Annotated in this window: 21 protein-coding genes and 2 pseudogenes; 10 read left to right on the top strand and 13 right to left on the bottom strand. The window is 64.2% G+C overall.

Going from position 1 to position 19,497, the window contains the following annotated elements:
* Positions 1-5 precede the first annotated feature (5 nt).
* From ASH04_RS19555 to ASH04_RS19565, 3 genes are all read left to right on the top strand, one after another.
* On the top strand, positions 6-1,190 hold the full coding sequence (locus tag ASH04_RS19555; RefSeq protein ID WP_027496452.1) for an NAD(P)H-binding protein: 1,185 nt from the start codon (positions 6-8) through the stop codon (positions 1,188-1,190).
* On the top strand, positions 1,190-1,900 hold the full coding sequence (locus ASH04_RS19560) for a CPBP family intramembrane glutamic endopeptidase (RefSeq protein WP_032383950.1): 711 nt from the start codon (positions 1,190-1,192) through the stop codon (positions 1,898-1,900). Before ASH04_RS19555 ends, ASH04_RS19560 begins: the two co-directional genes overlap by 1 nt.
* A gap of 63 nt (positions 1,901-1,963) precedes the next feature.
* On the top strand, positions 1,964-2,401 hold the full coding sequence (locus tag ASH04_RS19565; RefSeq protein ID WP_027496454.1) for an Lrp/AsnC family transcriptional regulator: 438 nt from the start codon (positions 1,964-1,966) through the stop codon (positions 2,399-2,401).
* On the opposite strand, the gene ASH04_RS19570 is transcribed toward ASH04_RS19565, so the two are convergent.
* Both ASH04_RS19570 and ASH04_RS19575 read right to left on the bottom strand, forming a co-directional pair.
* Positions 2,373-5,087 carry a molybdopterin-dependent oxidoreductase gene (locus tag ASH04_RS19570; RefSeq protein ID WP_057474279.1) on the bottom strand — a complete coding sequence of 905 codons (2,715 nt, stop codon included), beginning with the start codon at positions 5,085-5,087 and terminating at the stop codon, positions 2,373-2,375. The genes ASH04_RS19565 and ASH04_RS19570 overlap by 29 nt on opposite strands.
* Positions 5,084-5,896 carry an FAD binding domain-containing protein gene (locus tag ASH04_RS19575; RefSeq protein ID WP_032401223.1) on the bottom strand — a complete coding sequence of 271 codons (813 nt, stop codon included), beginning with the start codon at positions 5,894-5,896 and terminating at the stop codon, positions 5,084-5,086. Before ASH04_RS19575 ends, ASH04_RS19570 begins: the two co-directional genes overlap by 4 nt.
* Positions 5,897-6,075: 179 nt before the next feature.
* Between ASH04_RS19575 and ASH04_RS19580 the strand changes: the two genes are divergently transcribed.
* Entirely contained in the window at positions 6,076-7,644 is a 1,569-nt protein-coding gene (locus ASH04_RS19580) for a PucR family transcriptional regulator (protein WP_057474280.1), read from the top strand.
* A gap of 7 nt (positions 7,645-7,651) precedes the next feature.
* On the top strand, positions 7,652-8,287 hold the full coding sequence (locus ASH04_RS19585) for a DUF2461 domain-containing protein (protein WP_057474281.1): 636 nt from the start codon (positions 7,652-7,654) through the stop codon (positions 8,285-8,287).
* Positions 8,288-8,297: 10 nt separating this feature from the next.
* On the opposite strand, the gene pucL is transcribed toward ASH04_RS19585, so the two are convergent.
* Genes pucL through uraD (ASH04_RS19605) form a run of 4 tightly spaced genes read right to left on the bottom strand, consistent with a single transcriptional unit; the run spans position 8,298 to position 11,961 of the window.
* Positions 8,298-9,218 (bottom strand): factor-independent urate hydroxylase, encoded by a 921-nt coding sequence (pucL, locus tag ASH04_RS19590; protein ID WP_027496459.1) that lies wholly within the window; start codon positions 9,216-9,218, stop codon positions 8,298-8,300.
* Position 9,219: 1 nt separating this feature from the next.
* Positions 9,220-9,546 carry a hydroxyisourate hydrolase gene (gene uraH / locus ASH04_RS19595; RefSeq protein WP_032372721.1) on the bottom strand — a complete coding sequence of 109 codons (327 nt, stop codon included), beginning with the start codon at positions 9,544-9,546 and terminating at the stop codon, positions 9,220-9,222.
* Complete coding sequence (uraD, locus tag ASH04_RS19600; protein WP_057474282.1) at positions 9,543-10,046, bottom strand: 2-oxo-4-hydroxy-4-carboxy-5-ureidoimidazoline decarboxylase; 504 nt, start codon at positions 10,044-10,046, stop codon at positions 9,543-9,545. The genes uraH and uraD (ASH04_RS19600) overlap by 4 nt, the downstream gene beginning before the upstream one ends.
* Before the next feature lie 10 nt (positions 10,047-10,056).
* Positions 10,057-11,961: a 2-oxo-4-hydroxy-4-carboxy-5-ureidoimidazoline decarboxylase gene (gene uraD / locus ASH04_RS19605; RefSeq protein ID WP_057474283.1), complete on the bottom strand. Its 1,905-nt coding sequence runs from the start codon at positions 11,959-11,961 to the stop codon at positions 10,057-10,059.
* 177 nt (positions 11,962-12,138) lie between these two features.
* Here uraD (ASH04_RS19605) and ASH04_RS19610 point away from each other — a divergent pair, with 177 nt between their 5' ends.
* Positions 12,139-12,672, top strand: coding sequence for a nucleotidyltransferase family protein (locus tag ASH04_RS19610; RefSeq protein WP_057474309.1), 534 nt, complete (start codon positions 12,139-12,141; stop codon positions 12,670-12,672).
* A 155-nt stretch (positions 12,673-12,827) separates the two neighbouring features.
* Here ASH04_RS19610 and ASH04_RS19615 read toward each other — a convergent pair whose 3' ends face one another.
* Positions 12,828-13,334, bottom strand: a complete 507-nt coding sequence (locus tag ASH04_RS19615) for an alpha/beta hydrolase (RefSeq protein ID WP_032370682.1) — start codon at positions 13,332-13,334, stop codon at positions 12,828-12,830.
* 232 nt (positions 13,335-13,566) lie between these two features.
* Here ASH04_RS19615 and ASH04_RS19620 point away from each other — a divergent pair, with 232 nt between their 5' ends.
* Genes ASH04_RS19620 through ASH04_RS19635 form a run of 4 tightly spaced genes read left to right on the top strand, consistent with a single transcriptional unit; the run spans position 13,567 to position 16,055 of the window.
* On the top strand, positions 13,567-13,968 hold the full coding sequence (locus ASH04_RS19620; protein WP_057474284.1) for a VOC family protein: 402 nt from the start codon (positions 13,567-13,569) through the stop codon (positions 13,966-13,968).
* A gap of 5 nt (positions 13,969-13,973) precedes the next feature.
* A complete protein-coding gene (locus tag ASH04_RS19625; RefSeq protein WP_235580048.1) occupies positions 13,974-14,615 on the top strand; it encodes a class I SAM-dependent methyltransferase in 642 nt (213 codons plus the stop codon).
* A gap of 27 nt (positions 14,616-14,642) precedes the next feature.
* Positions 14,643-15,470: a hypothetical protein gene (locus ASH04_RS19630; protein WP_057474286.1), complete on the top strand. Its 828-nt coding sequence runs from the start codon at positions 14,643-14,645 to the stop codon at positions 15,468-15,470.
* A gap of 15 nt (positions 15,471-15,485) precedes the next feature.
* Entirely contained in the window at positions 15,486-16,055 is a 570-nt protein-coding gene (locus ASH04_RS19635) for an AAA family ATPase (RefSeq protein WP_057474287.1), read from the top strand.
* A gap of 10 nt (positions 16,056-16,065) precedes the next feature.
* On the opposite strand, the gene ASH04_RS19640 is transcribed toward ASH04_RS19635, so the two are convergent.
* The 6 genes and pseudogenes from ASH04_RS19640 to ASH04_RS19655 form a co-directional block, all read right to left on the bottom strand.
* A complete protein-coding gene (locus tag ASH04_RS19640; protein WP_057474288.1) occupies positions 16,066-16,752 on the bottom strand; it encodes a haloacid dehalogenase type II in 687 nt (228 codons plus the stop codon).
* A complete protein-coding gene (locus ASH04_RS19645; protein WP_027496469.1) occupies positions 16,749-17,165 on the bottom strand; it encodes a DUF1707 SHOCT-like domain-containing protein in 417 nt (138 codons plus the stop codon). Before ASH04_RS19645 ends, ASH04_RS19640 begins: the two co-directional genes overlap by 4 nt.
* Positions 17,166-17,248: 83 nt before the next feature.
* The coding region (locus tag ASH04_RS27590) for an acetyl-CoA carboxylase biotin carboxyl carrier protein subunit (RefSeq protein ID WP_442971206.1) at positions 17,249-17,380 on the bottom strand (132 nt) is incomplete at its 5' end.
* Positions 17,381-17,411: 31 nt separating this feature from the next.
* A pseudogene (locus tag ASH04_RS19650) lies at positions 17,412-19,035 on the bottom strand (acetyl/propionyl/methylcrotonyl-CoA carboxylase subunit alpha); the annotation flags it as partial.
* Between the two features lies 1 nt (position 19,036).
* Positions 19,037-19,165 (bottom strand): annotated as a pseudogene (locus ASH04_RS27595) (biotin carboxylase N-terminal domain-containing protein); the annotation flags it as partial.
* 14 nt (positions 19,166-19,179) lie between these two features.
* Positions 19,180-19,404, bottom strand: a complete 225-nt coding sequence (locus tag ASH04_RS19655; protein ID WP_057474289.1) for an acyl-CoA carboxylase epsilon subunit — start codon at positions 19,402-19,404, stop codon at positions 19,180-19,182.
* Between the last annotated feature and the right edge of the window lie 93 nt (positions 19,405-19,497).

Raw genomic sequence — 19,497 nt, forward strand, 5'->3', positions numbered from 1 at the left:
GACGCATGAGAGTCCTCGTGACCGGTGCCAGCGGGTACATCGGATCTCGGCTGGTGGCGGCCCTGTTGGCAGACGACACGGACGTCGTCGTCGGGTCTCGGACTCCGAAGAACCTGCGCACTTTCGACTTCTACGATTCCGTGACCGCGGTGTCGCTCGACGTCACGGACGAACAATCCTGTGCCGCGGCCTTCGCAGAGTCGGGCGACATCGATGTCGCCTACTACCTCGTCCATGCGATCGGCGAAGCCGACTACCGTGCCCAGGACCGGACGTCCGCCGAGCAGTTCGCCGCGGCCGCCGCGCGAGCGGGAGTGCGTCGAATCGTGTACCTGGGCGGCTTCGTCCCCGACGACGCCCACCTGTCGGAGCACCTGGCCAGTCGCGCCGACGTCGGTGAGGCGCTGACGGTGGACGGCATCGACCTGGTGTGGTTGCGAGCGGCGATCGTCATGGGTGCCGGCTCCACGTCGTACGAGATGCTCCGCTATCTGGCGGACCGCCTGCCTGTGCTGCCGTTGCCGAGCTGGCTCGCCGAGCCCGTTCAACCGATAGCAGTCGACGACGTACTGCACTACCTGGTGGCGTCGGCCGATACCGACACCGTCCCAGCAGGTTCCTACGACATCGGCGGCCCGGACGTGGTCCCGTACCGCGACCTGGTGTTCGCCTACGTCGAAGCCGCCGGGCTGCAGCGCATCGGGATACCGGTACCGCTCGTTCCGACGTCACTCGCCGGCAAGGTGATCGGAAAGATCATTCCTGTGCCCGCCGGGCTCGCCGAGGATCTGGTCGGTTCACTGCACAACACGATGACCACGTCGGAGAGCCGGATTCGGGATCTCGTCCCCGATCCGCCCCGTGGTCTGACCACCATCGCAGACGCCATGGCCCGTAGCGTGCGAGGAACCGTGGGCGAGCCGCCCGGGGTCTGTGCACTGAAGGACCCGCTGCGACTGGCGAACACCGACGCAGCATGGAGCGGCGGAGATGCGCTCGGCGTCCGGCGGCACGGCGTGGCAGCGTCCTCGGACCGCACCTGGGGTCTGGTCGAGGCTCTGGGCGGCCGTCGACTGCTGGCATCGAAGCCCGTGGCAGCAGCAGTGCGTACCAACCTCGATGTGGCTGCGAGTGTGAACCGACGCGCGAAGTCGGTCGTGCGCCGACTGACCGATACCGAGGAGGCATGATGGCAACGTGGTCGACGACCGCGCTGAACGTGATGAAGTCCGCTCTGGTCGATCCTGTCGAGCGAGACCACCGGGAGTCCGACGCGGCGTTCAGGAAACGGCGCATCATCGTGCTGATCACACTGGTGATCGGGGCGACGGTGCTGTATTTCTCGCTCAAGGTGGAACCGGGTGACCCGTCGTTCTACGCATTGACGCTCGTGTTGGCCGCAGTGTGGATCATCGGTGGATGTCTGTCGGGGCCGCTGCACCTCGGACGGATCAAGGTGGGCGGGTCCATCCGGCGGCCGATCGTCACCCCCATCCTCATCGGTCTCGCCGTCGGTGGCGTGTTCATGCTCGGCGGCCTCGTCGTCCGTCAGATTCCGCCGCTCGCCGATTTCACCGAGAACGTGCTCGCACACGCCCGAGTGGGGTCGCTGGTACTGATCGTGTTCATCGCGTTGCTCAACGGTGTCGCCGAGGAGATCTTCTTCCGAGGAGCCTTGTACTCAGCCATCGGAGTCAAACATCCGGTGATCATCTCGACAGTCGTCTACACCATCGCCACCCTCGCGTCCGGCAACCCGATGCTCGGCTTCGCCGCCGTGCTGCTCGGTTACGTGATGGGGCTGCAACGTCGGGCATCGGGCGGAATTCTGGCACCGATCCTGACGCATGTCAGCTGGTCGGCGGTCATGGTTCTGGCCCTGCCCCCGCTGTTCGTGTGAGCAGAGGGTCATGTCTCGTGCGGGCAGAGGGGCATCGGCGGGGATCTGAGCTAGATTGCGCACGTGAGTGAAAACCTCGATCGCGTCGACCGCCTGATCGTCGACGAATTGATCTCGGACGGCCGCGCGACGTTGGCGACGTTGGCAGAGAAGGCGTCTCTGTCCGTGTCGGCTGTTCAGTCGCGAGTTCGACGCCTGGAGTCGCGACGAGTCATTCGCGGTTATACGGCGCAGGTCGATCCCGAAGCTCTGGGGCGTCCGTTGTCGGCGTTCGTCGCGATCACTCCGATCGATCCGGCTCGGCCGGACGACGCCCCCGCACGACTGAAGCATCTGACCGCCATCGAGTCGTGTCACTCGGTTGCCGGCGAGGAGAGCTACGTCCTGATGGTGCGCGTCGAGTCGCCGCGCGCCCTCGAACATCTACTGCAGGAAATTCGCGCCACGGCGCACGTGCAGACGCGCAGCACGATCATTCTGCAGACGTTCTACGATCGTTGACCGCTCGCCAGACGCGGTCCGAGGACATGGGCAAGTGGTGCAAGCGCACTCCCACCGCGTCACGGATCGCGTTGGCCAGTGCGGGGGCGACGGGGTTGTACGGTGACTCGCTCATCGACTTCGCGCCGAACGGGCCCAATCGGTCGTAGGTGTCCGCGAACAGCACCTGGGTTCGTGGAATGTCCGCGAACTGGGGGACGTGATAACTCCGAATGGAGTCGGTGGTGATCCGCCCCGCACCGTCGGTGCGCATCTCCTCGTACAGTGCGCTGCCGATGGCCTGCGCGACACCGCCTTCGACCTGGCCCCGGCACTGCTGCGGGTTCATCACGGTGCCTGCGTCGGCGCTCTGCACCGACTGGAGGATCGCGACCGTACCGGTCGCTTCGTCGACCGCCACCCGAAATGCCTGCACGTTGAACGCCAGTGATCGCGGGAGTCCGCCGCTGTTGCCGCTTGCCGTCAACGTGCCGCCCGCCGATGCCAGTACGTCGTCCAACGGGACGAAGCGATCTCCGCACCGCACCCCCTCGGGCCCCAACGTGCAGTTCGAAGGGCGGTGCCCGGTCGCGGTGGCAGCGACCTCGACGATGCGGGCCGACAACCCGCGCACCGCCGCGTAGAGCGCCTTGCCTGCGACGACGGTCCCCGCCGAGCCGAACGCACCGGTGTCGTAGGTGACCGACTCGGTATCGGACTGCACGACGCGGATGCGGTCGACCGACGTGCACAGCTCGCTGGCCGCGATCTGGGTGTGGACGGTGGTGGTCCCGTTTCCGAACTCCGCTGTTCCGACGCGTATCTCGTAGCCGCCCTCGGGCAGCAGCGACGCGGTGGCCTCGGCGCGGTGGCCACGGGGCGGAATGGTGGCGATCATGGCCACCGCCATTCCTTCACCGATCTTCCAGCCGGGCGGCGCAGGCTCGCCGTTGCCTTGCCTGATGGCGTTCTCGGCGAGGTCGATGCACTGATCGAGACCGTAGCTGCCGAATTGCAGGTCGTCGCCTTCGCGGTGCGCGGCGACGATCTCGTCGCCGGGAACGATGACATTGCGGCGGCGGAACTCGAACGGGTCGATATCGAGCTCTCGGGCGAGATCGTCGAGGGCCGATTCGATCGCGAACATGACCTGTCCCAGTCCGTAGCCGCGGAAGGCACCCGATGGAATGTTGTTGGTGTACACGGTCTTCGCGTCGACCTTTTTGTTGGCGCACCGGTAGATCGCCACCGATTCGCCGCACCCGTGAAACATCACTCCGGCACTGTGATTGCCGTACGCCCCGGCATCGGTCAGCACGTCGATCGACAGGGCGGTCAACACGCCGTCGGCGCTCGCGGCGGCGGTGACGTCGACGCGAAACGGGTGTCGGCACGGTGCGACCGTGAACTCGTCCGTGCGGGTGAACTCGAACTGCACCGGCCGACCGGTCCGCAGAACGGCCAGGGCGACGACGTCCTCGGTCAGTAGTTCCTGTTTGCCGCCGAACCCGCCACCCACCCGTGCGGTGAACACGCGGACACGATCCCGGGGGAGGCCGAAGATTTCGCATATTTCGTCGCGCACCAGGTAGGGAACCTGGGTGCTGGTGCGCATATGAAGCCGGCCGTCGGCGTCCAGCCAACCGATGGTGCCGTGAGTTTCCAAGTGCACGTGCTGAATTCGCTGAGTCGTCCATCGCCCGGTGACCACCGCTGCTGCATCACGTACTGCAGCGTCGACGTCACCGGTGCTGCCGTGCAGTTCGGCCACCAGGTTTCGGGACGGGTCGGCGATCCGAGCCGATGTGTCCTTGTCGCCGTGGATCTTCGGTGCGTCCGGGGCGAGTGCCGACTCGGGGTCGAACACGGCGGGTAGCACCTCGTACTCGACGATCAGGGCGCGGCAGCCCTCCTGCGCGGCGGCGATCGACTCTGCGACCACGATCGCCACACGTTGGCCGATGAACCGGACGACGGTGTCGAGTACCCGGGTGTCGTCGGGGTCGTCGACGCGGCTGTCGTGTCTGGCCGTGGAAAATGCCACCGCCGGGCTGTCTTTCGAGGTGAGCACCAGCTGCACTCCCGGAACCTGCTCCGCGGCCGTGGTATCGATGGAGACAATCCGCGCGTGGGCATGCGGACTGCCGAGAACACTGGCGTGCAGCAGCCCGGGCGGGGAGTGATCGAGCGTGTACGCCTCGGTTCCGGTGACTATCCGTGTGCTCGCGGGCGCTTCGAGCGAACGCCCGCATGCCGGACCGTCTGCCACCTTCTCGGTGTTGACCACCCCGCACACGGCATCGGAAATGGCGCGATACCCGGTGCAGCGACACAGATTTCCTTTCAATCTTGCCGGCAGCTCGTCCCTGTCGTCCGCGGTCAGGGTCGACGCGGTCACGACCATCCCGGCCGTACAGAACCCGCATTGGAATCCGGCGGCCTCGACGAACCGGCGCTGCATCGGGTGCAGATCCTGCGGGGTGCCGAGCCCGGCCACGGTGGTGACGGACCTGTCGGCCGCGCGGTAGGCGGGAAATATGCACGAGTGCACCGGTTCTCCGTCGACGAGGACCGTGCACGCGCCGCAGTCACCGGCGTCGCAGCCCTTCTTGACCTCGAAACGGTCGTGTTCGCGGAGCAGGGTGCGCAGACATTGACCCGGTCGCGCGGCTACCTCGGTCGGTACGCCGTTGATGTCGACGATCATGACAGCTCCTCGCGAATGGACTGCGCCGCAGCGCAACTGATGTGTCGACGCCAATCCGGCGCACCATGGGGATCGTCGTACCAGTGCTGCGGACCGATAGTGTCGGCAAGGGCGTCGTCGAGCTCGTGCGCCGTCGGTACAGCCGAAAACCGAAGCACGAACGGACGAACGGTCGACGCGGTGACGGTCAACACGAATGTGCCGTCGGGGTCGACGCGTCCTATCACCACCGCCGCCGATCGGCCGAGAGGTGAGAGCGACAGCGTGCGCATCGCCGTTCTCGACTCGAGGGCGTGCCGCGGAACGTCGATGCTGCGCAGCACATCCCCGGGTCGGAGCACCGTGGTCTGGGGGCCGACGACCAGCTGGTCGATAGGCAGACGGTAGTCGTGCTCGGGGCCGTGTGCCGACCACACCTCTGCGACGCCGTCCAGGGCGGCAGTCAACGAGATCATGGCTCCGGCAGGCAGGGCGAGCGCTACGTTTCCGCCGACTGTGGCCGTCTTCCAGATCTTGAACGAGGCCAGCAGGGCGGCTGCACACCGAGGGAACAAGGTGGTTGCGGGGAAGGCGGACTCGAATCGAGCCAGAGTCTCGATCGTGCACGTCGCTGCGATCCCGAGTCCGTTCTCGTCGACGATCAACGGTTCCCATCCCAGGGCCGTGATGTCGATCAGGGTGGTCAGGTGGTCCTGTTTCTCCGAGAACAGCCACGTGCCGCCCGCAACTACCGCGGCGTCCGCGCTGCCCGGCGGCAGATCCGCACGCGAGCGGGGAAGCAGAACACGATCGACAGTGCCGAGATCCATGGCTTCGTTCACCTCATTCTCGCCGGCCCGGATTCACCGCCCGGTGCGCCTTCTCGAACTGTAGTGACTTTCTGTTACCGATCTCGGTGCTCACGCGATACGCCCGAAACTCGGCGGAAACAACCCGCGCTTATCTTTGCCTCCGGCACGGCCGAACACACGAGGCGGGAGGTTCAGCGATGTACGTCGGAGACCTACTCGATGCCTCGCACCTGGGCATCCGATTGCTCACCTCCGATCGCGACGCCCTCGGACGTACCCTGCGGTGGACGTTCACCACCGACCTACCCGACCCGTCCCGATACATCGCGGGCGGCGAGTTGGTCATCACCGGACTCGTATGGCGGCGCACGCCCGACGACAGCGAAGTGTTCGTTCGATCGGTGGCCGAATCCGGTGCGACGGCATTGGCCGCGGGGGAGGGGTTGCTCGGACACATTCCGCTCGATCTCGTCAACGCATGCGAGCGACACGGTCTGCCGCTCCTCGCTGTTCCCGACACGGTGTCGTTCGGTGAGGTCACCGAATTTCTCGTCGGCCGGGTCACCGGTGATCGAATTGCTTCGCTGAACAATTCGCTCGTGCGCCAACGCCAGTTGCTCACCGCGGTCGCCGACGGCAGAGCCCTCGACGAACTGGCACTGCACATCTCCAGAGAAACGGGAATGGCGTGTCTGATCTACACCGCCACCGGGCGTCGGTTGGTCACCGAGGCATCTGCGTTGTCCGACGCAGATGTCGACACCTTGACGCACGCGGCACTCTCGTCCGAAACGCTTCCTTCGACAACCGTTCTCGCTGATGGATCGACCTACAGTGTCTTCGGCGTCGGGCCATCGCTCGTACAGCGCACCACGCGATGGTTCCTGGCTGTGGCCGGAGACATGGATTCGTTCTCTCCCGACGTCTCCGAGGCGTTCGGGCAACTCGCAGCCATCGCCGCGCTCGATCGTGCCCGGCGTGAAGAAGGACGGCTGGTGCGGCGTGAGATCGCAGATCAGGCGGTGGCGTTGATCGAACACGACAGCACCGGATTCGAGGCACTGACGAGGCTGCGCCAGGCAGGAGTCGACCCCGACAGGCCGCTCGTCGTCGTCAGAGTTGCCCACAGCGGTCGCGTCGACCTGCGAGAGATGCTCCGATCCGTCGTCGGTGACACCCTGACCTCGTTCGGCGGTGGGTGTGTCGGATGCAGCGCGCACGGCGACATCGTCGCTGTCGTCAATACCGACGACACACTGTTCGCGCAGACCATCCGCATTCGGCTGTCCCGGTTGCGCTCCGGGATCGGACCCAGCCGAATACATGTGGGCGTGAGCGCCGTGGCCACCGGGCTGACCATCGACGGCGCACTGAGGTCGGCTCGTCACGCTCTCGAACTCAGCAGGCAGGGATCCGCGGCGGTGACGGTCACCGCAGGCACCAAGCCGACCTCGGCAGTATCGATGATGTCGGCGCTTCCCGACGACGTACGAAAATCGTTCGTCGAGCATGTCCTCGCGCCGCTGCTCGAGCACGACCGACGCACCGACGCCGACCTGACCGACACGCTGCGGGAGTTTCTGGCCAACGGGGGGTCCTGGCATCGAACCGCAGAGTCGATGCACGTCCATCTCAACACCGTCCGATATCGCATCAAACGCGTGGAGGAACTGCTCGGGCGAGATCTCGGCTCCACTGCGGACAGACTGGATGTCTACCTCGCCCTGCAATCCATGCCTCGGGCGTCGGCCCACGGCGCTGCATAATGGGGAAATGACTGCAGGCTTCACCGGAATCCCCTTCACCGCCCTGGACTTCTACGAAGACCTCGAAGCCGACAACAGCAAACTCTGGTGGAACGAACACAAGGACGTCTACGACAGTGCCGTCAAGGCACCGATGACCGCGTTGCTGGCGTACCTGGAACCCGAATTCGGTAGCGCCAAACTGTTTCGGCCGTACCGGGACGTTCGATTCTCGAAAGACAAGACCCCGTACAAGAGTCACCAGGGCGGGTTCGTCGCACGGGGCGACAGCCTCGGCTACTACGTCCAGATCGATCCCGCCGGATTGTTCGTCGCAGGCGGCTTCTACAACAGCTCCCCGGACTCGATCGCGCGTTCCCGCAAGACCGTCGACGACGACGTACGCGGAGCCGAACTCGAGGCGCTACTGGCCACGCTGACGAAATCCGGGTTCGAGATCGGTGGTGACGTGCTCAAGACCAAGCCGCGGGGTTACGAGATCGACCATCCGCGCATCGATCTGCTGCGGCACAAGACGTTGACTGCCGGCAAACATTTCGGCTCACCCGCGTGGCTCGAAAGCCCCAAGGCAGCAACGAAAGTACGCGACGCCTGGCGTGCTCTGAGCCCACTGGTGGAATGGTCCGCGGCACTGCACACGTGAGCGCAATGTGTTACCCGACGACGGAGTATGTGCGCCAAGCACTTCCGGCGTCCGGAGCGTCCTCTCGTTCGACCGTTGCCTGAATTAGACCGTAGGGCCGATCGTCGGCGTTGAACACCTCCAGGTTGTTCTCGATGCCGAACTTGCCCAAGTCGTAGACGAAGTGATGCTTGTTGGGGGCCGACATCGAGATCTCGGCAATGAACGGATACTTCTCCAGTACCGCCTCGCCCATGGCGTACAGGGTCTGCTGAAGAGCCAGCGACTGCAGGTTGGCGAATCGCTCGATCATCGCGGCCTTGACGCCCGCGTACACCGCATCCCACTCGACATCGGTTGTGGTGTAGCGCCACTGCGCTGTCAACGACGTCGCCATCACTCGGTCGGTCGTGGGCTCGAGAATCGTCAGATCGTCCTCGAGGAAGCCGTGGAACTCCGAACCCGTCGACTTGAGAATCACCATCTCCTTGAAACCGCTGACGACCCAGGTTCGCTGCGCCTCGCCCTTACCCTCGACCGTGACGGCCGAGGTGCGAATTTCCTCGCCCTTGCGGGTCCACGTGTGGTCGTGCTCGACGCCGTCGACGACCGCACGCGCCCAGGCGTACTCCTCGAGTTCGATACGGGCACCGTCGACGGGCTCGACGTCGTCGACATAGTGACGGGCGAGGTCGAGCCCATAGCTCTCCAGGTGAAGCAGACCCTTGGTCTTGGCATACGCGTACGCGGTCTGCTTCTGGGTGTCGGTGGGCAGAACGGCGGACTGATCGCCGGCCAGGTGTGCGGCAGAGAAATCGCCACGCAGCGCACTCGATACGTTGATGTCGTGAATCTCGTGCCGCGGAGAGTCTCGATAGATCCGCACCACCCGGTTCTCGGCTTTGCCGTACTGATTGGCTCCCAGAACGATCTTTCCGGTCAGGTCGGTCATGTCAGCTCCCGCGATAGGTCGAATATGCGAAGGGGGACAACAACAACGGCACGTGATAGTGGGCGTCGGGGTCGATGACGGTGAAGGAGACGGACACCTCGGGGTAGAAGCTCGGGGTCGAGGTCGCCTCGAAATACGATTCCGTGTCGAACGAGAGCCGGTACACGCCCGGTTCGACAGGTCCGGGAATCACCTCACCGATGCGGCCGTCTCCGTCGGTGGTGGCCGTCGATATCTCGCCCTGTTCGGAATGGAACAGCCGCACGCGCATGCCGACCGCCGGTGTACCGGCCGTGGCGTCGAGCACGTGCGTGGACAGCCCGGTCACTGCTTCGGTCCCAGCACGCGGCCGAGGCGAATTCGGTTGATCTTGGCCAGTTCCACGCGGAGCACCCGTCTTTCGGTTTCGGCATCGTTGTCGAGCCTCTCCTCGAGGATAGCGAGCAACTCCTCGGCCGACCTGCCGGTCGCGCACACCAGATACACGTGCCCGAACTTGTCTTCGTACGCGCGGTTTCCCGCCGCCAGCTTCTCGCGTACTTCGCTGCCCGCAGTGGTTACTGCGGCCTGCTCACGCTTCGACGACGGGTTGTCCGCAGTGCCCCCGATCCGGGGATGGCCGTCGAGTGCATGATCTATCTCGGCCTCCGGCAGCTCGGCAAGTACCCGATCTGCTCTGTCCAACAAAGAGTCTCGGCTGGCGAACGGTCTACCCTGGGCGACTCGACGGGCCCAGATCGAGGACGCGCAGCACTCGAACAGTGCATGCATCGCCTGTCGATCGGAGAGCTTGTTGAACCCGTCGAGTCCTATCCATTCGTGCAGCACATCTCGCTCGCTATCTGAAGTCGTTGATCCGGCCGAACCGCGCGGCCGCGATGGGGTTGGCGTCCGCAACCAGATCGTCGAACCGATAGTTCGCGATCTTGGCGATTTCGATCATCGCGAAGGATCGCTCCGCCGACGGCGCATTCTCCACCCGCGACCATCCGTTGGCCAGAACCCGATCGTAGCGTTCGGTCTCTCGGGCGCAGATCACCAACGGGAATCCGAAGTGTCGCCGATACTCGGCGGCGAGCTGAACGATGTTCTCGTGTTCGTCCTCCTCGAGGTTGGACAACCCGACGTGATCGGCAGCGTTGAGGGTGCCCGTCGCATCCTCGCTGCCGAGGTCGGGGTAGCTGTTGATCAGCTCGATCTGTTCCTCGGTGGTTCCGGCCAACAAGGCTTCCTGGAATGCCTCACGCAGACCGTGGGCGTCGGCGAACGGGCGCTGCTGATACGCACGCTCGACTACCCACGGGGTGCCCTGCACCAGACCGCCGAACGTGGCGGCGAACTCCTCGGCCGACATCTCGTTGACCCGGTCGAGGGTGATACCTGCACCCGGACCGCCGGCCACGGCCTGACCACGATTTCCGATGTGGAAGAACAGGACGTTGAGGACGATGGCAGAGACGGCGCCCAGGACGATTCCGCTGCCGAACAGCATCTCGAGCCAATCCGGTACGCCCTGCGAAACGGTGGGTTGGATGGTGACGAGCATCGCCAGTCCGAGACTGGTGGCGACGATGATCAAGTTGCGATGGTCGGTGAAGTCCACCTTCGACAGAGTCTGGATTCCGACGACGGCGACCGTCGCGAACAGGGCCAGTGCGGCACCGCCCAGTACCGGTGGCGGGATGGAGGCGACGACGGCCGCCGTCTTCGGCAGCAGACCGAGCAGAATCATGATGCCGCCCGCGCTGGCGACCACCCACCGACTACGCACACCGGTCAGTCGGACCAGGCCGACGTTCTCCGAGAACGCCGTGTACGGGAACGAGTTGAACGTGCCGCCGATGACGGTGGCGACTCCATCGGCCCGCAGCGTGGCAGCGATGTCGTCCTTCTTGATGCGCTTGCCAACGATCTCACCCGTCGCATAGACACTGCCGGTGGTTTCGACCGCGATGATGAGCATGACGACGATCATCGAAATGATGGCGACGACACTGAATTTGGGCACACCGAACAGGAAGGGCAGGGTGAATCCGACCCACGATGCTTCCGCGGTGCCGTCGAAGTTCATGTCCCCCAACACGAATGCGACGGCACTGCCGATGACCAGACCGAGCAAGACGGCGATGGTGGCCATGAAGCCCTTGAAGAACCGTTGGATCAGCACGATGATCAGCAGCGTGCCTATCGCGTACGCCATCCATCGACCGTTGGTCGGGTCCTGTTCGTGTGTCGCAGGATTGGTCACCGCATCGTTGACCGCTACCGGCAGCAACGCGACGCCGATGATCGTGATGACGGTTCCGGTCACCACCGGTGGGAAGAAGCGCAGCAGCCTACTGAAGTACGGTGCCATGAAGAACGTGACCAGACCGGCGACGATGACGGCACCGTAGACGTACAGCAACCCCTCGGTGCCGCCGCCGTTGGCCATTGCGATTGCGATCACCGGCGACACACCGGCGAACGTGACGCCCTGCAGAAGTGGGAGCCGGACACCGATCTTCCAGAACCCGACCGACTGAATGATCGACGCGATACCGCAGGTGAACAGGTCCGCATTGATGAGATGGATCAGCTGTTCGTTGGTCAGCCCGATTGCACTGCCGATGATGATCGGTACGAGAACGGCACCGGCGTAGAACGCGACCACGTGTTGAAACCCGTACGCGGCCAATTTGGGAACAGGAAGCACTTCGTCGACGGGATGGACGCGCTTGCGTGTGATGGGCTTGACGGACATCGGTGGGCACCTCGCGGACGCAACAGGGTGGATTCCTGCGACGCTGCAGGAGAAGTGCACCAAGAATCGGTCATTGCGACCGCTGCCGCCAGTCGAGCGAGCACAAAAGTTCCGCCGCGCTCGAGGCGCGTGTTGTGCGATCATCCAACATTCGGCAGGACGACAGAAGGAGTGACGATGTCCGACGCTGTCGTGGGAGTGGTCCTGGCTGCAGGTGCCGGAACGCGATACGGATCGCCCAAAGTGCTCGCTCACGACGGGTTGTGGCTTCGCACGGCTGCGCAGGCACTGACCGATGGTGGTTGTGACCAGGTGATCGTTGTGCTGGGCGCGGCCGACGTCGCTGTGCCCGATGGCGCGACCGCAGTACACGCTCCCCACTGGGAGCAGGGAATGAGCGCATCCTTCACCGCCGGCTTGGCGGCCGCATCGGACGCGGAGTACGTGGTGGTTCACGTGGTCGACACACCCGACGTCGGGTCCGACGTGGTGCGGGCAGTCCTCGACGCCGCACCGCGGACGGGTCTGGCCAGGGCAGTGTTCGACGGCCGCCCAGGTCATCCGGTCGTTCTGGCGCGTCGACACCTCGAGGCAGCTGCGGCATCGGCGTCGGGAGACTCGGGGGCGCGGGACTTCCTGCGGGGGAGGGACGACGTGATCGCCGTCGAATGTTCGCAGTGGGCAACGGGAATCGACCACGACTACCGGTGAGCGGACGCCTCTCGTCCACTCGGGACTGGACTCTACGAAGGCGCTGTGTCCGGTGCACGGTGAGCGGACACCCAGTCTGCATGTGCGACCGAGCCCGCCTCCTCATCGACTACGAGGACCGGAGCCAGTAGAAGCGTCCCCGCGGGGACGCTCGGTCAAAGGACCTCGGCGGCAATGGCGTCGATCATGCCGTCGAACTGATGACCACCGGTCGGGAACTCGACCACCGTCGCCGACGGGAGCGCCTTCGAGTTCAGCGCCAGATGAGAAATGGGAACCACGTCGTCGTCTCGGCAGTGGACGAGCATCAGGTCGGTCTCGGGCTCTCGGTCGGTGAACGCGTAGTCGGCGATGTCCCACCCACGCGGAGTCCAGTCCGGCATCGCCAACAGAATGGCCCGCGCGGGCCATTCCCGGCGATGTTCTGTCAAGACCCTGACGAGGATCGATGCGCCGAAGGAATGCGCAATCACCGCATCGTCGGGTCCGAGTCGGTCCAGGTGCTGCCTAACCGGTTCGGCCCAGTCCTCGAAACCCATGGCGGTGTCGGACAGCTCCGGCATCCGAAGTTCGAGACGCAGAGCTCCAGCCAACCCGTGCGCCAGCTCCGCGTCGTCGACGAATCCGCCGGCACCGTGAACGAACAGAAGTCGACCGACCATGCGGGGTTCCTCTCCTCGGCAATGCTGTCACTGAAGAAGACCGGTGCTCGGCCGTGAATTCACCGGTCGACACACCATCCTGTCGTGCGCGTTTTGCGTACCCCGGGGTACGCAAAACGCGCACAAAGGGTTGACGCACCACAGTGCCTCGTGGAACCATCTGGCGCAGCGTCGCGTGTCGATGACGGACTGCGTCAGGCATGGAGGCGTCGTACTGCCCAGGAGGCAGCGCATGTCCGTTTCGTTCGATCACACCATCATTGCTGCGAAGAACAGTTCTGCGTCGGCGGCGTTCTTTCGCGAACTGTTCGACCTGCCGGAGGCACCCTCGTGGGGCCCGTTCGTCAACGTACAACTCACCGACGGGACGTTGATTCAGTTCGCCGAACCACCGATGGATGACATTCAATTCCAGCACTACGCATTCAGAGTCACCGACGACCTCTTCGACGCCGCCTACACACGGCTCGTCGGTATGGGCGTCGAACACTGGGCCGATCCACGGATGACTCGGCCCGGGGTAATCAACACCGATCATGGCGGTCGAGGGGTGTACTTTCGCGACCCCACCGGCCACTTCTTCGAGATGCTGACGCGCTCGTACCTGGCCGAACCGGGCGAGTCTGTACCGTGACGGTTGTGGCCGAACAGCAGCACGTTTCGATGACGAGGGCGGCATACGACACCGTCGCAGAAAGCTACGCGGACCTGGTTCGCGACGAGCTGGACGGCAAGCATCTGGAACAGGCGCTGCTGGCCACATTCGCCGAGCGTGTCGACGCTGGGGTCGTAGTCGACGTGGGATGCGGATCGGGGCGCATCGCGGGCCATCTACGACGCCTGGGCCTGAGCATGACCGGAATCGATCTGTCGCCCAGCATGATCGACGTTGCGCGTCGTGAATTTCCGGACGTGCGTTTCGTCGTCGGCGCGATGCAGTCGCTCGACATGGGCGACTGCACCGTCTCGGGAATTGTCGCCTGGTATTCGATCATCCACACCCCGCCGGCCCAGCTGCCGCAGGTGTTCGCCGAACTGCATCGGGTGCTGCGTCCGGATGGACTGCTGCTGTTGGCATTTCAATCCGGGGACGAGCGGGTGCGACTGGAACAGGTGTACGGACACTCGGTCTCGTACGACGCCTATCGACTGGACCCCGACGCCATTGCACAGATGGTGGTCGACGCCGACTTCGAACTGGACATCCGTGTGCACCGGGCTCCGGTGGGATACGAATCGACGCCGCAAGCATTTCTGATGGCGCGCAAGCGAACATCGTGACATCTCGAGACCGGTAGGATCTGCCCGATGTGTGCACCCCGTCCACGCGTCCTGTTCGTGACCGACTTGGCCTATGTGTCGAGGGGCCGACGCTACTGCGACGAAGACATCTTCTTGTCTTCGCAGCTTCGCGAGTGGGTCGATATCGCGCTGTGTCACCCGCTCGATGCGCTGGCACTGGTGGACGGATTCGATGCTGTCGTTATCCGGAACTCCGGGCCTGTGCTGGGATACCAGGAAGCGTTCGACGCGTTTGCTCGCCATGCGCGCGAGAACGGCACGAAGGTTTTCACCCAGCTGACCGGCAAAGGCGACCAAAGAGGCAAGCAGTACCTGGTCGATCTTTTCGCAGATGGTTTTCCGGTCATACCTACCGTCGACGATCCGCGGGGCGTCTCCCGCTTACCCGAGGTGAATACCTATGTGGTGAAACCGAAATGGGGTGCCGACTCGATCGGCATGCGACAGATCGGACGCGCCGAACTGTCGGAAGTCGAGCCGGGCACATTGATTCAGCCGCGGATCGATTTTGTCTACGAAGTGTCGTTCTACTTCATCGGCCGCACAGTGCAATACGCCCTGTACGCTCCGGACCCCGGCCGACGTTGGGAGTTGGAGCCGTACTCGAGTACTGCTCAGGACGAAGAGTTCGCGCAACGTTTCGTCGACTGGAACGACATCGACCACGGAATCACGCGGGTGGACGCATGCCGCACCGTCGACGGAACGCTGCTGTTGGTCGAGCTCGAAGACCTGAACCCGTACCTCTCACTGGATCGGCTGCCCGAAACGGCGCGTCGACACTTCGTGAACAACATGGCGGACGCGATCGTAGCGCTCTGTGCCCAACCGTAGCGGGCGAAAACAGTCGTGATTCTCGGACCGAACGACGCGGTATCGCGTCGCCCCTCGCGAATCGTGGTGGCAGGAACATCCGGTTCCGGTAAGACCACGTTGTCGGCTCGTCTCGGATCGATTCTGGGAATCGAACACATCGAGATCGACAGCCTCTATCACGGGCCTGACTGGACGCCCCGTGCCACGTTCGAGCAGGACGTGAAGGAGTTCATCGCCCGCCCGGCCTGGGTCACCGAGTGGCAGTACAGCGTGGTGCGCGATCGTCTCGTCGATCGCGCGGATCTGATGTTGTGGCTCGATCTGCCTCGTCGAACGGTGATGCGGCAGATCGTGATTCGAACGGTGCGTCGACGGCTGGGTCGAACAGTGCTGTGGAACGGCAACTTCGAGCCACCGCTGCATCGCATATTCTTCGATCGCGAGCACGTCGTCCGGTGGGCCTGGAACACGCATCGGATGACGGCCGCGCGCGTTCAGCGACTGAACATGCGCCGACCGGACCTGACGATCGTGCGATTCCGATCGCACGCAGAAGTGAACAGGTGGCTGGCCGATCGACTGGTTCCGGCGGCGATTTTCTGAACTGCGTCTGTCAGCAGTTGAGTCGGTCGGCAAGGGACTCGATCGAGTCTGCGCTGAAGGTCCACTCGGCTTCGGGAGCAAGGTCGAACGTCTGCGTCGGGCCGTGTTCCAGCGGGCGGGCGACGAATGCGGTGGCGAAGCCACACTCGGCTGCGGCGGCGAGGTCGCTGTTGTGTGCGGCAACCATCATGCACTCGTCGGGACGCAGCCCGAGGACGTCTGCGGTACGTAGGTAGGCGTCGGGCATGGGCTTGTACGCCTGCACCGGTTCCGCGCCCAGGATGGCGTCCCAGGGAAGGCAGGCATTCTTGGCCATGTCCAGCAGCAGAGAGATGTTGCCGTTCGAGAGCGGTGCTACGACGAACTCGGTGCGCAGCCGCGTGAGCCCGGGAACGGAATCGGGCCACGGCTCCAGTCGATGCCACGCGAAATTGAGTGCGGTCGTGGCGTCCGCATCCAGGTCGATCTCGAACTCGGAGAGCACCGTTCGCAGGGACTCCAGGTGCAGTACGTCCAACCGAGTGAAAGGTCGCCCACCGGACCGCACCTGTTCCATGGCCGGTTGATAGAGGCTCCGCCACCGATCGGCAAACCGATAGCTGTCGACTCCCGGACCGCAGATTTCGGAGACCTCGCGGGCAATGCTCGTGCGCCAATCGACGACGGTGCCGAAGACGTCGAACAACAGAGCTTTCAACGCTTCTTCTTCTTTTTCTTCTTGTCCGCCGGATGTCCTACCGCAGACAGGATGGCTCCGGCCAGCGGAATGAGAAGGAAGAAAAGCCACTTCTGGTCGAAATCGGTGAGAAAGAACAGAGCAAGTGATCCGAAGATGACGATCGGCATCACCACTGCAGCCCAATCAATTCCGCGGTCCTTCACGGCCGGTGCGTCGGTGCCGGATCGAGCGACCGACGCAGTGCCGGACGCGGCAGGGAGGTCGACGAATACCGATTCGAGCTGTCCACGCGTCGTCGCGGAAGCGATTGTGGCACTGCGCTCGTCGAACTCGGGAACCGTCAGGCGGCCCTCGCTGAAGTGCTGACCCAGCACATCGAGGGCCTTCTCCCGATCAGCGGTACCGATACGTATTTCCGGAAGCTCGGACATTGCTACAGGGTAGCGCTATCCGCGCCGCCGTTCGATGCCGAAAGTCGCCCGGGGGTCGATCCGTTCGGCATCGAACGTCGGTGTCACTTGATTTCTGCGAGGACGGTGCCTTGTGTTATGGCGTCGCCTGCGGTGACGCTCAGGCCGGTGATGGTGCCTGCTTTGTGGGCGGTGACGGGGTTTTCCATTTTCATCGCTTCCAGGACAGCGACGAGNGTTCGCATCTCGACGAGCTCACCCAAGCCATCATCGGCTTGACGGGGTGATGGCGTCGCCTGCGGTGACGCTCAGGCCGGTGATGGTGCCTGCTTTGTGGGCGGTGACGGGGTTTTCCATTTTCATCGCTTCCAGGACAGCGACGAGGTCCCCGACCTCGACGCTCTGGCCTTCGTCGACGGCGACTTTGACCACGGTGCCCTGCATCGGTGCGGTSACCGAGTCACCGGATGCTGCGCCTGCTCCGGCACCRCCACGGGTGCGGGCCTTGGGCTTACGCCGYACCGCACCGGCATTCCCGCCGCTACCACCGCCGAGGGTGAGCTCGCCCGGCAGSGAGACCTCGACGCGTCGGCCCCCGACCTCGACGATGACGGACTGCCGCGGCAGGGCCTCGTCGTCGTCGATCGGTTGCCCGGCGGTGAACGGGGGAACCTGGTTGTCCCATTCGGTTTCGATCCACCGGGTGTGGACGGAGAAGGAGTCGCCGTCGCCGATGAACGCGGGATCGGAGACCACCGCAGCGTGGAACGGGATCACCGTCGCCAACCCGTCGACGGTGAATTCGGCCAACGCCCGACGGGAGCGGGCGAGGGCTTCCTCGCGGGTGGCTCCGGTGACGATCAGTTTGGCGAGCATCGAATCGAACTGGCCGCCGATCACCGAGCCGGATTCGACACCGGAATCGACGCGGACACCCGGGCCGGAGGGGGCGGTGAAGGTGGTGACCGGTCCGGGGGCGGGCAGGAACCCACGCCCGGCGTCTTCACCGTTGATCCGGAACTCGAACGAATGCCCCCGCGGTTCGGGRTCTTCGGTGATSGTCAGTTCCTCACCGTTGGCGATGCGGAACTGCTGCAGCACCAGGTCGATGCCRGAGGTTTCCTCGGTGACGGGGTGCTCGACCTGCAGCCGGGTGTTGACCTCCAGGAACGAGACGAGGCCGTCTTGGCCGACGAGGTATTCGACGGTCCCGGCACCGTAGTAGCCGGCTTCGAGGCAGATCGCTTTGGCGCTCGAGTGAATTTCTTTGCGTTGGGCGTCGGTGAGGAACGGGGCGGGTGCTTCTTCGACGAGTTTCTGGAAGCGGCGTTGCAGGGAGCAGTCGCGGGTGCCGGCGACGATGACGTTGCCGTGTTGGTCGGCGATGACCTGGGCTTCGACGTGGCGTGGTTTGTCGAGGTAGCGTTCGACAAAGCATTCCCCGCGCCCGAACGCTGCGACGGCTTCGCGGGTGGCGGAGTCGGACCGGTTCGGAGGTGCCGGGGACCGAGGGGGCTTTGGCGCGGGCGGCGATGTGGCGGGCGGTGACCTTGTCGCCGAGATCGCGGATGGACTGCGGGGASGGTCCGATCCAGATCAGKCCTGCATCGATGACRGCTTGGGCGAAGTCGGCGTTCTCGGAGAGGAATCCGTAGCCGGGGTGGATGGCGTCGGCTCCGGATTTGGCGGCSGCGTCCAAGATTTTGTCGATSACCAGGTACGACTCCGCGGAGGTTTGTCCGCCGAGTGCGAATGCTTCGTCGGCCAGGCGGACGAACGGTGCRTCGGCGTCGGGTTCGGCGTACACAGCGACACTGGCCAGCCCGGCATCAGCGGCCGCCCGGATCACCCGAACCGCGATCTCACCACGATTGGCAACAAGAACCTTGGTNGGGTTCGGCGTACACAGCGACACTGGCCAGCCCGGCATCAGCGGCCGCCCGGATCACCCGAACCGCGATCTCACCACGATTGGCAACAAGAACCTTGGAAATCTTCTTATGGGAGGTAGAGGTGGTCATCTGTGCGAAGTCCTTCACTGGCCGAATCGGGCATTGACGAAAAGAGCTGGGGCACTGGCGAGTCCGTAACGATGCATATCTTCAGGTCGACCCCACAGATCGAGCGGGGCCGGCACGTCCTCGGCCACCGACGACTGCGCGGCAGTCAGAACCGCAACGACAGCAGCGATCTCGGAGTCCGTCGGACTTCCGCGAAACAACCAACTGGCAGACGCGGCGTCATGCTTCGCTGCACTCATAGTGGGATGTTTCCGTGTTTCTTCGGGGGCAGGGTCACTTGTTTGCGTTCGAGCAGCCGCAACGCGGTCACGATCTGACCGCGGGTGTGACTG

Source organism: Rhodococcus sp. Leaf233 (genome assembly GCF_001426165.1).
Classification (GTDB): Bacteria; Actinomycetota; Actinomycetes; order Mycobacteriales; family Mycobacteriaceae; genus Rhodococcoides; species Rhodococcoides fascians.

What these genes read in the sequence shown, in the direction of transcription:
- ASH04_RS19555 (WP_027496452.1), top strand. Translation starts at nt 6, where the DNA reads ATGAGAGTCCTCGTGACCGGTGCCAGCGGGTACATCGGATCTCGGCTG.
- ASH04_RS19560 (WP_032383950.1), top strand. Translation starts at nt 1,190, where the DNA reads ATGGCAACGTGGTCGACGACCGCGCTGAACGTGATGAAGTCCGCTCTG.
- ASH04_RS19570 (WP_057474279.1), bottom strand. Translation starts at nt 5,087, where the DNA reads ATGATCGTCGACATCAACGGCGTACCGACCGAGGTAGCCGCGCGACCG.
- ASH04_RS19575 (WP_032401223.1), bottom strand. Translation starts at nt 5,896, where the DNA reads ATGGATCTCGGCACTGTCGATCGTGTTCTGCTTCCCCGCTCGCGTGCG.
- ASH04_RS19580 (WP_057474280.1), top strand. Translation starts at nt 6,076, where the DNA reads ATGTACGTCGGAGACCTACTCGATGCCTCGCACCTGGGCATCCGATTG.
- ASH04_RS19585 (WP_057474281.1), top strand. Translation starts at nt 7,652, where the DNA reads ATGACTGCAGGCTTCACCGGAATCCCCTTCACCGCCCTGGACTTCTAC.
- pucL (WP_027496459.1), bottom strand. Translation starts at nt 9,218, where the DNA reads ATGACCGACCTGACCGGAAAGATCGTTCTGGGAGCCAATCAGTACGGC.
- uraD (WP_057474283.1), bottom strand. Translation starts at nt 11,961, where the DNA reads ATGTCCGTCAAGCCCATCACACGCAAGCGCGTCCATCCCGTCGACGAA.
- ASH04_RS19610 (WP_057474309.1), top strand. Translation starts at nt 12,139, where the DNA reads ATGTCCGACGCTGTCGTGGGAGTGGTCCTGGCTGCAGGTGCCGGAACG.
- ASH04_RS19615 (WP_032370682.1), bottom strand. Translation starts at nt 13,334, where the DNA reads ATGGTCGGTCGACTTCTGTTCGTTCACGGTGCCGGCGGATTCGTCGAC.
- ASH04_RS19620 (WP_057474284.1), top strand. Translation starts at nt 13,567, where the DNA reads ATGTCCGTTTCGTTCGATCACACCATCATTGCTGCGAAGAACAGTTCT.
- ASH04_RS19630 (WP_057474286.1), top strand. Translation starts at nt 14,643, where the DNA reads ATGTGTGCACCCCGTCCACGCGTCCTGTTCGTGACCGACTTGGCCTAT.
- ASH04_RS19645 (WP_027496469.1), bottom strand. Translation starts at nt 17,165, where the DNA reads ATGTCCGAGCTTCCGGAAATACGTATCGGTACCGCTGATCGGGAGAAG.
- ASH04_RS19655 (WP_057474289.1), bottom strand. Translation starts at nt 19,404, where the DNA reads ATGAGTGCAGCGAAGCATGACGCCGCGTCTGCCAGTTGGTTGTTTCGC.